The 14,489-nt window shown below is 61.5% G+C and carries 14 protein-coding genes; 6 read left to right on the forward strand and 8 right to left on the reverse strand.

The annotated features are described in order from the left end of the window. The first annotated feature begins 55 nt into the window (after positions 1-55). Both H6851_20815 and H6851_20820 read left to right on the forward strand, forming a co-directional pair. On the forward strand, positions 56-535 hold the full coding sequence (locus tag H6851_20815) for a tripartite tricarboxylate transporter TctB family protein (protein ID MCB9946049.1): 480 nt from the start codon (positions 56-58) through the stop codon (positions 533-535). After that, positions 532-2,046: a tripartite tricarboxylate transporter permease gene (locus tag H6851_20820; GenBank protein MCB9946050.1), complete on the forward strand. Its 1,515-nt coding sequence runs from the start codon at positions 532-534 to the stop codon at positions 2,044-2,046. Before H6851_20815 ends, H6851_20820 begins: the two co-directional genes overlap by 4 nt. Positions 2,047-2,157: 111 nt before the next feature. Here the strand turns inward: H6851_20820 and H6851_20825 are convergent, their stop codons facing one another. Both H6851_20825 and H6851_20830 read right to left on the reverse strand, forming a co-directional pair. After that, positions 2,158-3,027: an isocitrate lyase/PEP mutase family protein gene (locus H6851_20825; GenBank protein ID MCB9946051.1), complete on the reverse strand. Its 870-nt coding sequence runs from the start codon at positions 3,025-3,027 to the stop codon at positions 2,158-2,160. An 80-nt stretch (positions 3,028-3,107) separates the two neighbouring features. Further along, entirely contained in the window at positions 3,108-3,761 is a 654-nt protein-coding gene (locus H6851_20830; GenBank protein ID MCB9946052.1) for a helix-turn-helix domain-containing protein, read from the reverse strand. Positions 3,762-3,891: 130 nt separating this feature from the next. Between H6851_20830 and acnA the strand changes: the two genes are divergently transcribed. The 3 genes from acnA to H6851_20845 are packed head-to-tail and all read left to right on the forward strand — an operon-like array spanning position 3,892 to position 7,805. Next, on the forward strand, positions 3,892-6,471 hold the full coding sequence (acnA, locus tag H6851_20835) for an aconitate hydratase AcnA (GenBank protein ID MCB9946053.1): 2,580 nt from the start codon (positions 3,892-3,894) through the stop codon (positions 6,469-6,471). Beyond that, complete coding sequence (locus H6851_20840) at positions 6,468-7,601, forward strand: PrpF family protein (protein ID MCB9946054.1); 1,134 nt, start codon at positions 6,468-6,470, stop codon at positions 7,599-7,601. Before acnA ends, H6851_20840 begins: the two co-directional genes overlap by 4 nt. Positions 7,602-7,631: 30 nt before the next feature. Beyond that, positions 7,632-7,805 carry a DUF1428 family protein gene (locus tag H6851_20845; protein ID MCB9946055.1) on the forward strand — a complete coding sequence of 58 codons (174 nt, stop codon included), beginning with the start codon at positions 7,632-7,634 and terminating at the stop codon, positions 7,803-7,805. Here H6851_20845 and H6851_20850 read toward each other — a convergent pair. The 6 genes from H6851_20850 to H6851_20875 all read right to left on the reverse strand — a co-directional run bounded on the left by H6851_20850 (position 7,766) and on the right by H6851_20875 (position 13,268). Continuing rightward, entirely contained in the window at positions 7,766-8,086 is a 321-nt protein-coding gene (locus H6851_20850; protein ID MCB9946056.1) for a UxaA family hydrolase, read from the reverse strand. The genes H6851_20845 and H6851_20850 overlap by 40 nt on opposite strands. Beyond that, the gene (locus tag H6851_20855; GenBank protein MCB9946057.1) at positions 8,083-9,246 is read right to left on the reverse strand and encodes a UxaA family hydrolase; all 1,164 of its coding nucleotides are present in this window, start codon (positions 9,244-9,246) and stop codon (positions 8,083-8,085) included. The genes H6851_20850 and H6851_20855 overlap by 4 nt, the downstream gene beginning before the upstream one ends. Continuing rightward, positions 9,243-10,733: a tripartite tricarboxylate transporter permease gene (locus H6851_20860; GenBank protein MCB9946058.1), complete on the reverse strand. Its 1,491-nt coding sequence runs from the start codon at positions 10,731-10,733 to the stop codon at positions 9,243-9,245. Before H6851_20860 ends, H6851_20855 begins: the two co-directional genes overlap by 4 nt. A gap of 4 nt (positions 10,734-10,737) precedes the next feature. After that, entirely contained in the window at positions 10,738-11,235 is a 498-nt protein-coding gene (locus H6851_20865; protein ID MCB9946059.1) for a tripartite tricarboxylate transporter TctB family protein, read from the reverse strand. Between the two features lie 69 nt (positions 11,236-11,304). Continuing rightward, on the reverse strand, positions 11,305-12,291 hold the full coding sequence (locus tag H6851_20870) for a tripartite tricarboxylate transporter substrate binding protein (protein MCB9946060.1): 987 nt from the start codon (positions 12,289-12,291) through the stop codon (positions 11,305-11,307). Positions 12,292-12,293: 2 nt separating this feature from the next. Continuing rightward, positions 12,294-13,268: a LysR family transcriptional regulator gene (locus H6851_20875; GenBank protein ID MCB9946061.1), complete on the reverse strand. Its 975-nt coding sequence runs from the start codon at positions 13,266-13,268 to the stop codon at positions 12,294-12,296. 161 nt (positions 13,269-13,429) lie between these two features. On the opposite strand from H6851_20875, the gene H6851_20880 reads away from it, so the two are divergent. Continuing rightward, entirely contained in the window at positions 13,430-14,428 is a 999-nt protein-coding gene (locus H6851_20880; protein ID MCB9946062.1) for a tripartite tricarboxylate transporter substrate binding protein, read from the forward strand. The last annotated feature ends 61 nt before the right edge of the window (positions 14,429-14,489 follow it).

Consider the following 14,489-nt stretch of genomic DNA (forward strand, 5'->3'; position numbering starts at 1 on the left):
GGCTGCTGACCTTGCGGTCGCCGGTCAGTTCCCATTCTTTGGAAATCGACAGTTCATGCGGGCCGATCTCTACAGTGTGCCGGTATTCTTCGTGCTTGGTGCCGCCATGCTCTATGGTGGCTGGACGATGGATCGGCTGGCCGTCCGGCAGATCCATCCCGCGAGCATTCCGGGCCTGGTGCCGATGTTGCTTGGCGGTGCCCTGATGCTCGCTGCCGTGGTGCTGTTCGCGCAGGCGCAGCGTCCGTCCGCGACCGGTGAAGTGGACCGCGAAGCCCCCACGGGAGGCAATCGTCGCCTGTTCGCGACCCTGCTGCTATGTTCGGCCTATGCGCTCGGACTCGTCGGGCACGTGCCGTTTCCCGTGGCCACCGCCATTTTCATCATCGCCTTCGTCATCGTCTTCGAGTGCGTTCTTTCGGAAGCGCCGGTGTCGCTGGCCAAGACCACGGCCATCGCCGTCGTCTTCGGGATCGTTCTCAGCGCGGCGGTGAGCCTGCTCTTCCGCTATGCCTTTCTGGTACGGTTGCCATGATCGACGGATTTGAGCGACTGGGCGATGCCTTCGTCGCGCTCGCCACCTGGCAGATGCTGTTCCATGCCATGTGGGCCACACTCCTGGGGATCGCCGTCGGCAGCCTTCCGGGGCTCACGGCCACCATGGGCGTGGCCCTGCTGACCACGCTCACATATTCACTGCCCCGCGAAGCGGCGATCCTCGTTCTCATCTGCATGTATGTGGGTGCGATTTACGGAGGGTCGCGAAGTGCAATCCTGCTGAATATCCCGGGGACACCGGCCAGTGCGGCCACCACGCTCGACGGCTATCCGCTGGCCAGGGACGGCCGTGCCGTCTATGCAATGAGCGTGGCCACCACCGGATCGAGCCTCGGTACGCTGGTCGGTATCGTCCTGTTTGTCGCCCTGGCGCCTCTGCTTTCCGATCTCGCCCTCAGTTTTGGTTCGTTCGAATATTTCTGGCTGGCCCTGTTCGGCATCATCATTTCGGGTCAGCTGACCACAAGCGGCCTTGCCATCAAGGGTTACATTGCCGGCATTCTCGGGCTGATGGTTGCCATGGTCGGAGCCGATGGCATCCATGCCCATGTCCGTTTCACCATGGGATTCGAGGAACTCAATGGCGGCATCGGCCTCATTCCGGCGATGGTCGGTGCATTCGGCTTTGCCGAGGTTCTCACCGTCATGTGGCAGAAGAAGGCGGAAGTCGTGCGTTCGACCCGCGACGCCAAGGCCGGCTGGCCACGGTTCCGCGAGGCATGGCGCTATCGCTGGACAGTCCTGCGGTCGGGTGTCATCGGCACCTTCGTCGGCATCCTGCCCGGAGTGGGCGAGGATATCGGCGCATGGGCCTCCTACGCCGCCGCCAAGCGTGCGAGCAAAGAAAAGGAGGAATATGGCAAGGGCTCGATCGAAGGGCTGACCGCCGCCGAAACGGGCAACAGCGCTGTCGTCCCGGGCGCGCTCATTCCCGCACTGACCCTGGCGGTTCCGGGTTCCGCCCCGGCTGCCGTGCTGATCGCCGCCCTGTTCATTCACGGCATCCGTCCCGGGCCGATGATCATGATCGAGCAACCGGACTTCGTCTATCTCGTGGCGGTCATGCTGCTGTTCGCGACCATCGGCATCTTCATCTTCGGCATCACGCTGGCGCCGATCTTCGAGATGGTGCTGCGCATTCCCCGCGAACGGCTCATGCCCATTGTCTTCACCCTTTGCGTCATAGGCCCCTATGCGCTTACCCAGAGACTGTTCGATGTCTGGGTAATGGTGGCGTTCGGCATCATCGGCTTCGTGCTGCGGCGCATGGACTACCCGATGGCACCGCTGGTGCTGGGCATCATTCTGGGCGACCTGCTGGACAAGAACCTGCGCCGCGGCCTTACCCTGAGCGACGGCGATCTCACGCCGTTCTTCACACGGCCGTTATGCATCGTGCTGGCGGGCCTGACTGTACTCTCCGTGCTTTCCGGGATTCCCTCTGTGCGGCGCATTGTTGCCGCGCCGTTCGCCCGCAGGAGAGCCTGACCGACTGCCGGCGGCCTGCCCCGCCGGTCGGGATCGCCTGGAGGCGGGGGAGCATATGGATCCGAAGGGAACATCCATGCGGCGGCTTGCGTTGAAGAAGAAAATTCCCGATCAGATGAATTTCTTTTCGAGTGCATCAAAATGCGATTTCCGGACAGTTTCTTGTCGCAGCTTGAAGTCTGCCACAAACTGACCTTCATCCATGCGGCCGGACCTCTTCAACTCACTCAACGCCCTTTGCATTCCCAAGAGCGCGCCCTGCAGGGCCGCATTGGCGTAAAGAACCAACGCGAAACCCATTTCATCCAGCCGGGTGAAATCGAGGATCGGCGTCTTGCCACCGACCACCATGTTGACCAGCTGCGGCGTGCCCTTCAGGCGCATGGGAATTGCCGCCATTTCTTCGACACTGGTGGGTGCCTCGACGAAGGTGATATCGGCTCCGTCCTCGACGAAAGCCGCAGCACGATCGAGGGCTTCGTCCAGAGATGAGGTCGCGCGGGCATCCGTGCGGGCGACGATGAGAAAATTCGAGTCGTGCCGCGCATCCGCCGCCGCCTTGATCCGGCTGCGAGCCTCGTCGAGCGCCACCACATCCTTTCCGTTGAAATGACCGCAACGCTTGGGGTTCACCTGATCTTCCAGCTGGATCGCACTGGCCCCGGCCCGCTCGATGACCCGGACACTGTGATACACATTGACCGCGTTGCCAAAGCCCGTGTCGGCATCGACCACCAATGGCAGATCGGTGGTATTGCGCAAAATTGCGGTATGCTGGGCAATGTCGGTGAGGTTGATGAACCCCATGTCGGGAATGCCGTAGAAAGTATTGGTCACGCCGGCACCAGAGACATAGATCGCCTCGAAATCCAGTCCTTCGATCACACGGGCGGCAAGCGCATTGGCCGCACCGGGCATCAGGATCGCACCGCCGTTGTTCAGGCGATGGCGAAATCCCCTGTTGATCTCATGTGTCAGCATTGCCCTGACCTCCTTCCTCTGCGATCCGCTTTCGTCTAGGGCACGCACCGTGCCGCGATCAAGCCGGACGCAACGGCGTTTCACTCCGGAGAATGCGGATCGACTCCGGACAGGGACCGGGCAAGGCTTTCCAGCAGTGGCACGATCCTTGTCCGTGCTGCGGCGTCGAAACGGCTGGCCAGTCCCGACACGGTCAGTGCCCCCGCCAGCATGCCTTCGGATGAGAATACGGGGGTCGAAACCGACGAAATGCCCGGATTGGTTTCCCCCTCGGACATGACAGTACCGTTTTCGCTGAATCTCGACAGGTCGCGTACATTCTCGCCACTGAAGTGACGAAGCACCATCCCCGAAGCGCCGGAGGAAAGTCGCAACCGCATCCCTTCCTCGACATGGAAATGCTGCAAATTGGGCGAATTCTCACGATAGAGACAGACCCGGTCGTCTCCGGAACGGACATAGAACGATGCCGTTTCACCGGTGGCCTCGACCAGGGTTCTGAGTGCGGTGGCAACACGTTCTCGCGAGATGAAGTCGCGACGAAAGATCAGACCCAGCCGCCAGACGCTGGGACCGACACTGAATACACCCTGCGCATCCCTCTGGATGAAGCCATAGATCATCATCGAAGTGGCCAGCCGCAGGATGGTACTCTTGTGCAGGCCGGTTTCCTCGGCGAGTTCGGCCAGGGTCATTCCCGGCCGCTGTGCCGTGAAGGCCGACAGAATCGACATCGCGCGCTCCACGGACTCGGTTCTGGCCGCACACATCGTCGTTCTCTCTGGCGAAATGACCTCGACATGAACTTGTGCTTTCGAACGGGAAAAGTCTAGCTCGGGCCCATATCCAGCCGGAGACACCGCATTGCGTTACCTGCCTGTGCCGGGCACTTCCCTGCGTGCCTACGACTATCGTCAGGATCTGGGCGAAGATTGGCCCACCTTGCCCATTTCATTGCGAATCCTTGCCGAGATCGCCGGGCGCCATTCCGGCGACGGTTCGGATGCAGCGCCGGTGGCGGCGCGCAATGGACAGGCGGTGGCCTTTCGGCCAGCACGGCTGCTGCTTCATGACATGCTGGGAATTCCGGCATTGGTCGACATCATGGCATTGCGGGACAGGCTCGCCGAGGAAGGCGGCACCCCGTCGCTGGTCGACATGAGCTTGCCGGTCGATCTGGTGATCGATCATGCAATGACGATCGATTTCTGGGCCGACGGAATGGCGCTGGAAAAGAACATGGCGCGTGAGTTCGAGGTGAATCGCGAACGCTTTGCCTTCCTCAAGACCTGCGCTGCGCGCTTCCCCCGGTTACGGGTCATTCCGCCCGGCGGAGGTATCTGCCATCAGGTGAATCTGGAGTTTCTCGGCCAGACGGTGATGCCCTCGACCGAGGATCCCTCGATCCTGATCTGCGACAGTTGTCTTGGAACCGACAGTCATACGACGATGATCAATGCGCTGGGAGTGACCGGTTGGGGCATTGGCGGGCTTGAGGCGGAGGGGCTGCTGTTCGGCGAGACTACAGCCGTGAACGTGCCGCGGGTGATCGGGCTGGAGGTGACGGGTACGCCGTCGCATGCGATCACCGCCACCGATATCGCCCTCGTGGTGACGGAGAAACTGCGCGCGCTCGGTGTCGTCGACACCTTTATCGAGATGTTCGGTACGGGCTATGAACGGCTCAACGTCGCGGACCGTGCGACGATTGCCAACATGTCTCCCGAATACGGTTCGACGCAGGTGTTCTGTCCGGTCGACAGGAATACGATTCGATATCTGCGCGAGACGGGCAGGACGGCTCAGGCGGTCCGGGCGGAAGCCTATTGCAAGGCACAAGGCATGTGGGCCGACGGCATGGACGCTGCAATCGAGTATGACAGTGTCGTGACGCTGGATCTTGCCCGAATTGGTCGAAGCATTTCCGGTCCCGCAAGACCCGAACAGCGCATCGACCTCGCCGACGTTTCATCGAGATTGACGTCACCGGCTGAAGCCTCGCGCCGGGTGGTGATCGAAGGTGCCGGCCACGACATCGGCGACGGCGATGTCATCATCGCCGCCATTACCAGCTGCACCAACACCGCCAATCCCCGCAACATGGTGCTGGCCGGATTGATGGCACGCAGGGCCGTGGCTCGCGGCCTTACGGTCAAACCACATGTCAAGACATCGCTGGCGCCGGGTTCGCGGGTGGTCGCGCGCTATCTTGAGAAGAGCGGACTGCAGAACGATCTGGACGCACTGGGCTTCGCGTTGACCGCCTTTGCCTGTTCGACATGCAACGGCATGTCGGGGCCGTTGCGTCCCGAACACGAGGCGGCAATCAGGTCCCACGACATCAACGCAGTCGCTGTGCTGTCGGGCAATCGCAACTTTGCCGGGCGCATCCATCCCCTGGCCTCGCGCAATGTCATCGCATCGCCGCCACTGGTGGTGGCCTATGCGCTTGCCGGCACCATTCTCACCGACATCACGACCGAGCCGCTGGGGATCGACCGCGATGGGCACCCGGTGACATTGGCCGACCTCTGGCCGGCAGCCGAAGATGTCGACGCGATCATCGGGACTTGCCTCACGGCAGAAGATTTTCTGCACAATTTCAACACTATCGACGATGTGAATCCGGAATGGACAGCGCTGGAGGTGGACAATGAACGCTATGACTGGCCATCTTCCACCTATGTCGGCTTTCCTCCATTCGTGCGTTCGATCGCGCCCGAGTGCCCGGCGATCGAACCGCTTGTCGGGCTGCGCCCACTCGTCATTCTGGGGGATTCGGTAACGACCGACCACATTTCACCATCGGGAACGATTACGTCTGAATCGGAGGCCGGACGGTTCCTGATGGCGCAAGGTGTGGACAAGCGCGATTTCAATTCTTTCGGCACTAGGCGAGGATGCTCGGATGTGGTCATTCGCTCGACCTTCGCCAATTACCGGCTGCGCAACGAGATGGCGGGGGGCAGAGAGGGCGCCTGGACCCGGATCCAGCCCGAGGGAGAAATTACGACCGTCTACAAGGCGATCGAGACCTATCGCATGCGCGGGCAGCGTCTGTTGGTCATCGGCGGCAAGGAGTATGGTTGCGGCTCGTCGCGCGATACCGCGGCCAAGGCCCCCTGGCTGGCTGGCATTCGTGCCGTGATTGCCGAGAGCTTCGAACGCATCCATCGTTCGAATCTGGTCAACATGGGAATCGCACCCCTGACCTTTCCCGAAGGCACGACGCGCCGCACGCTCGGCCTCGACGGAACCGAGACCTATGACATCACCTTCCGTGACGATCTGACCGAGGCGTGCCTTACCGTGCATCGCGCCAATCGAAGCACAATATCAACAATGCTCCGCGCGCAGTTCTACAATGACCGCGAGCGGGAAATCTTCGTCCATGGAGGGCTGTTGCCGATGGCCTTCCGTGCATTTCTGGGCAAGGGGGCATGACGATGCGCCATAAGTTGAAAGCGGTGTTCTATCGTGGCGGCACCTCGAAGGCAGTCGTGTTCAATGGTTGCGATCTCCCGGAGGACAGGAGGCTCCGCGATGCCATTTTCCTTGAGGTGCTGGGCAGTCCCGATCCGTACGGTCGGCAACTGAACGGCATGGGCGGTGGTATCTCGTCGTTGTCCAAGGTCGTGATTGTCGAGGCATCCAGTCGTCCCGATGCCGATGTCGACTACACCTTCGTGCAGGTTGCGGTGGGCGAGGCCGTCGCGGATTATGGCTCGGCCTGCGGAAACATGTCGTCCTGCGTGGGACCCTTCGCGGTGGAAGAGGGTTTGGTACAGGTTGCAGATGGTGATGTCCTGGTCCGCATCTACAATACCAATACCCGGCAGATCTATCATGCCCGTTTCACGGTTCAAGACGGGTTGCCGGTGGAAGCGGGGGATCTTGTCATACCTGGTGTCAGCGGATCGGGGGCTCCTGTGAGACTCGATTTCCTGTCGCCCGGCGGGGCTGCCACGGGCAGGCTGCTGCCGACGGGCCGGGCCGTGGACCTTCTGCAGGTCGAGGGGCTTGGAAATATCGAGGCGTCGATGGTCGATGCGGCCAATCCGGTCGTCTATGTGAGGGCGGGTGACCTGGGCAGGAATGCCACCGAGTTGCCGGCGGATCTCGATGCTGATCCGGATCTGATGACGAAGATGGAGGCCATCCGGCGCGCGGGCGGGGTGGCCATGGGTATGGCAGACGAAGTGGCTGCTGTCGGTCTGTCGAACCCCAAGGTTGCCATGGTGGGTGCGGCGGCAGACTTTATCGCACTGGATGGCGGGGCTCACGGTGTCGGCAGCCACGACCTTGGCGTGCGGCTGATTTCAATGGGCAATTTTCACCGGGCGATCACACTGACCGGCGGCATGTGCACTGCGGTCGCGTCGAAGATTCCGGGGACTCTGGTCGCCCAGCAGACAGGCCCGGCGCCATATTTGCGGATCGGGACTCCATCGGGAGTGCTCCCGGTGAATGCGGAGGTCAACATCGGCCCGAACGGTCCTGAAGCAATCTCGGCCAGCACATTCCGGACCCAGCGACGATTGATGGAGGGGTTTGTCCTGCACGGGCAAGGCTGACGTGTCGTCGGTGGAGTTGCCTCGTTTCCCATGGCTGTACTCTGTGGTGATGGTGAAACGGTTGTGGTCGGTTGGATCGGCTGGCCATCGAAGGTCGTACGCGACCGGGCATGGGCGCGAATGATGGAAGACCCACGCCTGCATTCAAACGGCAATCCCGTGATTCATGGTGGATTGGGCGAGATTCCCTGTGCCGGAGATTGATGGACCTGGCTCCGGGCTCGCAGGCTGCGCATGTTGTGGATGTGTACGTGAGTGCCGCGGGCGATGGGATGTATCGTCTCGCCGATGATCTGACCATACTTGATCACGGGCTGACCTGTCGGGATGTCGGCCAAGGCGATCTTGTGGCAGAACGGGACGGGTTCCGCCGCAGTCAGGTGGTCATCGCCAACGACGATGGCTTCACCCGGTCCGATAGGGCGCAGGCATGTGGCGACATTGTCGTGACAATGGAGGCGGATGGCGGCGCGCGAGGATATCACAATGAAGCTCCGAAGCGGCTGATCACTTCATCGCAATCACCGAGGATTTCTCCATAGGTGAGTTCGCCCGAAGCGGTTGCGGCGATCTGGGCGAGCAGGCGGTCCGCTGCGCTTTCCAGTGTTTCCTCGCCGGTAAAGACCCGCTCGCCGGTAAAATCGAGCTGGGTGGTGATGCGGTTGGCCGTTTCCGGATTGGCGCTGAGCTTGATGGTGGGCATGAGCGCACTCGTATAACTGTTGCCAACGCCAGTGGTGAACAGGGCGAGATTACAGCCGGCAGCGGTAAAGCCCGTCAGTGATTCCGGTGCATAGGCAGCGGCATCCATGGCCCAGAGCCCGGCTGCGGGTGGAACTTCGCCATAGGACAAAAGACCCTGCAAGGGGCGATTCCCCGACTTGGCCACGGCGCCCAGCGATTTTTCCTCGATGGTTGTCAGCCCGGCCTCGATATTGGTCAAGCTGGGATTGTTGTAAGTCAGGTCCAGACCTTGGGCGACAGCGTACTGTTCACGTGAGGCCGCGGCGGCATTGACGGCTTGTGCGACCCGCGGCGATACGGCACGGGTGGTCAGGATCGTTTCCGCACCCAGCCACTCGGTCGTTTCGCCGAAGATCGCACTGCCGCCCGCATCGATGACGGCGTCGGCCATCAATCCGGCCAGCGGGTTGGCAACGAGGCCGGAACTCGGGTCCGAGCGCCCGCACTCCAGCGCCAGCATCAGTTCGGATGCCGGGAGCCGTTTGCGTTGCTGGCCGGAGATGACCTTGAGCAGCCCCGCCGCTGCACGCAGGGCGGCATCACCGAGACGCAAGGCGTCATGGCCGAAATCGTCGAGACAGAGTCCGGCGCAGGGCCGCCCCGACGCTTCGGCGGCACGAACCAGCGGCTCGATCTTGAGTGAATCTGCACCGATGACGACAATCGCGGCGACATTCGGATGGCAGGCAAAACCGGCAAGGCAGCGCGCATGAATGGCTGCGTCATCACCGAGTTGGCCGCTGCCGTATCCTGTCCCTATGGCGATCGTGCCGCGCAGCTGTGCAGCCACACGCCGGCACAGCGGTGTGGTCAGGCCGGTAGGCGAGAGCAGCAGCAGGTGGTTGCGCAGGCCGGCACGGCCACATGGGCGCTCATAACCGAGGAAATCGGGTGCTTTCATCGACCACGCTCCCGTGCCTGCCGCCATTCGCTGATCAGCGACCATGTCAACAGCACAACAGCCGCGACCAGGAACAGCAGGGCCACGGGCCGGGTGAACACCGGCAGGATCGAGCCGCCGGACATCATCAGGCCGGAGCGCAGCTTCTCCTCCATCAGCGGGGCCAGCACGAAACCTATGACGAAGGGTCCAAGCGGATAGCGGGCGCGTTCCAGAGCAAAGCCGATCAGGCCGAAGATCAGCATCACCCAGACATCGAACATGGTGTTGTCGAGGCCGAAACTGCCGACGATGCAAAAGACGATGATCACGGGCAGGAGGAACTGCCGGGGAATGGTCGCCAGCCGGGCGACCCAGCCCACCGAGCCCATCATCACGAAAAGCATGACGATGTTGGCAATCAGGCAGGCGGCAATCATCGCCCAGACGACATCGCCATTGGTGAGAAACAGTGTCGGGCCCGGCTGGATCGAATGGATCATGAGAGCGCCAATGAGTATGGCATCGATCACCGAGCCGGGTATGCCCATGGCGATCAGCGGGATCAGTGCACCGCCGATGGTAGCGTTGTTGGCGGCCTCGGATGCGACGATGCCAGCCTCCGAGCCCTTGCCGAATTCATCGGGCGTCTTCGACACGTTGCGGGTGACGGTATAGGCGATCACCGATCCGATGGATGCGCCGACACCGGGCAGGATACCGACAAAGGTTCCGATCAGCGACGATCGCAGCATGTTGGCCGAGTGCCGGATCCAGTCGCGCAGCGACATCAGCAGGCCGCTCGACGAGGCTTCGACACGATCGGCCTTTTTCCCCAGTTCGAGAATGTCATTGATGATTTGCGATACGGCGAAGACGCCGATGAGCACCGGCAGCAGCTTGAGCCCGCCATTGAGCATGTACCAGTCGAAGGTCAGGCGCGGCTGGCCGGCGGAGGGGTCCACGCCCGGCATCGAAGCGAGCATGCCGAGCATGCCGGCGATGAGCCCCTTGACGAGGCTGCCCTGACTGACGCTGGCAATCAACACCATGGCCATCAGGATCAGTGTGAAATATTCAAACGGGCCGAAACGGGTTGCCCAGATCGACAACGGCTTGGCCAGCAGCAACAGGAATACCCAGGAGACGAGGCCGCCGATGAAGGATGCCGAAATTCCAAGCCCCAGTGCGCGGCCGGGCTTGCCCGCGCGGGCCATCGGATAACCATCGAAGGTGGTCATGACGTTGGATGGTGTGCCGGGCATGCGCAGTAGCGTCGCCGTGATCAGCCCGCCGGTCACCGAGCCCACATACATGGCGATCAGCAGCACCACGGCATCGGTGGGAGTCATGTAGTAGGTGAGCGGCAGGGTCAGCGCGATCAGCATGGCTCCTGTCAGCCCCGGTATCGCTCCAACCGTGATACCCAGCACTGTGCCGAGTACAACGAAGAAGAAGGCCCAGGGGTGGAAGACGAGAGCAAGTCCACCGAGCAGTCCGTCAATCATGGCTCTACAATCCCGGCAGGTCGACGATGAAGACCCGCGTGAAGATGAACTGGCAACCGAAGCCGACGACGAGTGCGGTTGCGGCAATGGCGGGCAGCAGATGCGGCTTGAATCGTGACAGCCAGCCGATGGTGAGCACAAGGTAGACGGTCGTTAACACGGCAAAGGTGGCCAGCCGCATGTGGATGGTGGCAATGTAGCCGATGGTCAGAAGCACGGTGATGACGGCCCGGCCGGCATTGGCCTTGTCGGAATCATCCTTGCCGGCGATGACACCGTCCGGTGCCCGGCTGTTCGCATGCGGACGGCGCGAGGCTCGGGCGATCACGATCGTGCAAAGGGCGATGATGATGGCGGCTGTCGCCTGAGGCACCGGCGCGGAGCCCAGAGGTTCGAAGGTACCAGGTGGAAGATCGCGGGTTCCAAACAGGGCGATGGCGCAGATAACGATGAGCCCCAGGGCTACGGCGATATCGACGCGCCTGTCGACGGATTCGATCAAGGCAGTCGTCCCTCCCCATAAATGCGGACGGACCTGTGCAGGTCCACACGATCCGTCCGTGCTGTATCGTTATTTTTGTGCCGCCTGCCGGGCGACCGGCTCGATGGCAGCCCAGGTCGCGTCCAGACTTTGTTGCAGCTCCTCGCCCTTGAGGAAGACCGGCGCAAATGCCTGGCTCTCGTAAAACGACGTCACCGTGTCGGTGACGGATGCCTTTTCGAGGGCTTCAGCCATGCCGTCGATGGCTTCCTGCGGGGTTCCCTTGGGCGCAAACCACCAACTGTCGATGCAAAATTCCATGTCACGCCCGAGTTCCTTCATCGTGGGAACATCCGGAAGCTGGGAGACCCGCTCAGGACCGGTATAAGCCAGCGGCTTGATCTGCGATTCGGGATTCTCGCTACCATCAGGCATCCGGGTGAAGTTGATCACCTCGGCCGCAGAGAGCACCGTGGCGTTGGTCTGAGCCCCGGTCAGGGCAGTGAAATTGGCCGTGCCGCCACCGATCTGCACAAAGCGGAACTTCGCTCCGGGCTCGGTGTTCTGCAGCATGATGCCGGCCATGTGGTTGATTGCCCCGAGATTGGCGCCGAAAAGAACCGTGTCGGGCTCCGCCGCCGCCTTTTCGAGAAGCTGATCGATGCTGTCGATGCCGCTGTCCTTGCGAACCATGGGCAGCACGCAGAACTGGCCGGTGGCGGCTACCGGCGCGAAATCGCGATAGCCGAAATCGAACATGCCGCCGGCTTCCCCGCCCATGAGCGCGATGTGGACGGTGAGGAAGGTATAACCATCAGGTTCGGCTTCCATGACCTGACGTGACCCGATGGAGAAATGTCCGCCGACATTCACGATGGTGACCGGCTGCGGCAGGATGTCATTGTCCTGAATGGCCTTCTGGAAAGCACGTGCGACCTGGTCAGATGTGCCGCCTGCCTTGAACGGCACGATCACCTTGACCGGCTTTTCCGGCCAGGCGGCAAGTGCCCCGCCAAAGCTGATGGCCAGAGCTGCCATCACAGTTACTGCCGAAGCGAGAAGATGCCTGATCGTCATGGTCAATGCCTCCTTGACATGGTTGTCGGTTCGTTGCTGGACCCGTCGAACAGATCGGAGACCTGTATGCTGTCGGGCGACGATGCCGCCCGGCAGACGGATTCGATGGTTTCGATCAGGGCATGCGTGGCGGCATTGGGTTCGATACCGTGACGCATGATGAGTCCTGCCCGCCGTTGCCAGCCGGCCTCGGGAAAAGGCAGTGGGCGGATGTCGTATTCGGCTACAGCTTCGAGATGGCCGACCGCATGGAAGCTGAGATAGTCGCTTCCGCGCATCAGATTGAGCTTGAGAGCGACGATGTCCGTCTCGATCACCGCGCGCGGTGGCGCCAGTCCCTTGGCACGCATCATCACCTCCAGCCGTCGGGCGAGATAGGTTGATCGTGCGGGCAGGATCCACGGGAAATCCAGCAATCGCCCGAATTCCAGTCGATCGGTATGGTGCAACGGGTGGTTCCGGTCGGCGATGACCCGATAGTGGTCGAGCATCAGCGTACGCGTGTCGAGGTCGGGATCGTCGGAAGGTTCCGGCAGCGCCGCGACCACAAGGTCGAGCGCACCGCGTCGCAGATCGGCCTTGAGCGCATCGTCGTGACCGCCCATCACCCGGATTCGCACACCCGGATTATGCTGGCGGAAATGGGGCAGGACATCCGGCAGGATCCGCGTTTGCCATGACGGGCCGGCGCCAATGCGTACCTGGCCCGCATCGCCACGCTTGAGTGCCTCGATCTCACTGCGTGCTTCCGACATGCTGGCCTTGAGGGCACGGGCATGACGCAGGAACGAGCGGCCGTATTCGGTGAGAGTGACACCTCGCGCCCGGCGCTCGAACAGTTCGACACCGGTTTCGTCCTCAAGCCTGCGGATCGATTTTGTGAGGGCCGGTTGTGTCAGGCCGAGGGCCTTTGCCGCAGCCCGCAGAGAACCGGATTCTGCCACGGTCAGGAAGTAGTCGATGATTCGGATTTCCATCCCGGACCGTCCTCCCCGGAAGTCCGCATCACTCCACGAGTGACGGATATTCATATTCCATTAGGTTATCATTATGGTTACCAATTGCACTTGAAGTACGTCAAGTACTGTTGTCAACTATGCGAAATCATGAATGACGATCCTGTCGGGGAGGAAAGTCGATGGTTGTTGTCACACAAGGTGCCCGGCGTGCGTTCTTTGCGGGTAGCGGTGCGCTCGCCGTTCTGATCGGCCTTGCGGCTTTCGGGTTGTCTGGCCCGGCCAGGGCCGCATATCCGGAAAAGCCGATCAAGATCATCGTGCCGACACAGGCTGGCGGAGGCATGGACTCGGTTGCGCGCATTCTGCAGCGCTTTTTCGAAAGTCATCCGGATGTGCTCGGCAGTGATGCCGTCATCGTCAACATGCCCGGTGCGGGTGGGACCATTGGCACGCGAGCGATCAAGGATGCCGATCCGGACGGTTACACGGTGGGTTTCTGGCATGAAGGACTGATCACTTCTTCGGCCATGGGTGTCGCTGATTTCGATCATGAGAGTTTCGAGATCCTTGGCGCGACGGGCTATGGCGACCTCGGCTTCGGGGTTTCGGTCAACTCGCCCTACCAGACCTTCGACGAATTGATCGCGGCGGCCAAAGCCCATCCCGACAGCGTAAAATGCGCGACCAATGTCGGCTTGCCAGTGCATTTCGTGCCGCTCATGGTTGCCAGCAAGGCAGGCGTTCAGTTCCGCTATGTCCAGGTTGGCGGCGGTGCCAAGCGCTTCCCGTCGGTGGTCGCCATGCATACCGATTTCGCCATTTTCGGTTCGCTCGAATTCGTCAAATGGGCGGATGCCGATCTCAAACCGATCGTGATGTTTTCCGAGGAGCGCCTCGACATTCTTCCTGACGTGCCGACAGCACGCGAGAAGGGCATCGACGTCGTGGCCAAGGCGAATCGTATCTGGCTCGCACCCAAGGGTACCTCCAAGGAAGTGCAGGACCATGTCGTCAATGCCCTGCGTACCGCGATGGCCGATCCTGAAGTTCAGAACCAGCTGAACGAGCTCGGCGTGGTGCCGAAGTTCGTCGAAGCGGCTGAACTGCGTGCCGAACTTGACTGGTGGAAGGCACAGACCGAACCGCTGGTGGCAAAGGCACGCGAGCTTCAGAACTAGATCGGGACTGGAATAGTATCCGGTCGAATATGATTGGGACCTCAAGTCCAGTTCCTGATGG

It is taken from the genome of Geminicoccaceae bacterium (assembly GCA_020638465.1).
Taxonomy (GTDB): domain Bacteria; phylum Pseudomonadota; class Alphaproteobacteria; order Geminicoccales; family Geminicoccaceae; genus JAGREO01.